General features: G+C 42.4%; 1 tRNA gene and 2 rRNA genes. All 3 read left to right on the top strand.

Annotation, left to right across the window (positions count from 1 at the left end):
- Positions 1 to 211, top strand: a 16S ribosomal RNA gene (locus L1D22_RS22135); the annotation flags it as partial.
- Between the two features lie 65 nt (positions 212 to 276).
- A tRNA-Glu gene (locus tag L1D22_RS22140) sits at positions 277 to 352 on the top strand.
- Positions 353 to 723: 371 nt separating this feature from the next.
- Positions 724 to 910: ribosomal RNA gene (locus tag L1D22_RS22145) — 23S ribosomal RNA — on the top strand; the annotation flags it as partial.

A 910-nucleotide genomic window follows, 5' to 3' on the forward strand; every position in this document is an offset into this window, starting at 1 on the left:
GTCGGAATCGCTAGTAATCGTAGATCAGAATGCTACGGTGAATACGTTCCCGGGCCTTGTACACACCGCCCGTCACACCATGGGAGTGGGCTGCAAAAGAAGTGGGTAGTTTAACCTTTCGGGGAGGACGCTCACCACTTTGTGGTTCATGACTGGGGTGAAGTCGTAACAAGGTAGCCCTAGGGGAACCTGGGGCTGGATCACCTCCTTATACGAAGATACTCACGATAAGTGTCCACACAGATTGATATGTTTAAACAGTTAAGAGTAACCTATGTCCCGTTCGTCTAGAGGCCTAGGACACCGCCCTTTCACGGCGGTAACAGGGGTTCGACTCCCCTACGGGATACCATCTTTAAGTACATTTATTTAAGTGTCTTTAAAAATGGTTCATTTACTGAATCAAGCTCTTTAACAATTTGGAAAGCTGACTGATTACTTAATTGGTTTTCACTTTAAAAAGTGAAATCAAACAGCTCAAGGCTGTAATTAAGTTAATCAAATTTAAAAGTTCTCAATGTTTACCTTTTAGGTAAACACAACAAACACATTCAAGTGTCTTGGCTTTTTGTCTTCACTTTTTAAAAGTGGAAATAAAGAGTGATTCAAACTTAGTTTGAATCGAAATTGAGTCCGGCAAACAGTCATTGAGAATTAACCCTTCTTAATGACAACCAAAAACCTTGGTTAGTTGCCATACGCTAAGACCCTTTCGGGTTGTATGGTTAAGTGACTAAGCGTACACGGTGGATGCCTTGGCAGTCAGAGGCGATGAAAGGCGTAATAACTTGCGATAAGCCCAGATTAGGTAGTAATAACCTTTAAGTCTGGGATTCCTGAATGGGGAAACCCACTTACATAAGTAAGTATCCTGTTGTGAATACATAGCAACAGGAGGCAAACCGGGGGA

This window comes from Vibrio sp. Isolate34 (assembly GCF_022397915.1).
Classification (GTDB): Bacteria; Pseudomonadota; Gammaproteobacteria; order Enterobacterales; family Vibrionaceae; genus Vibrio.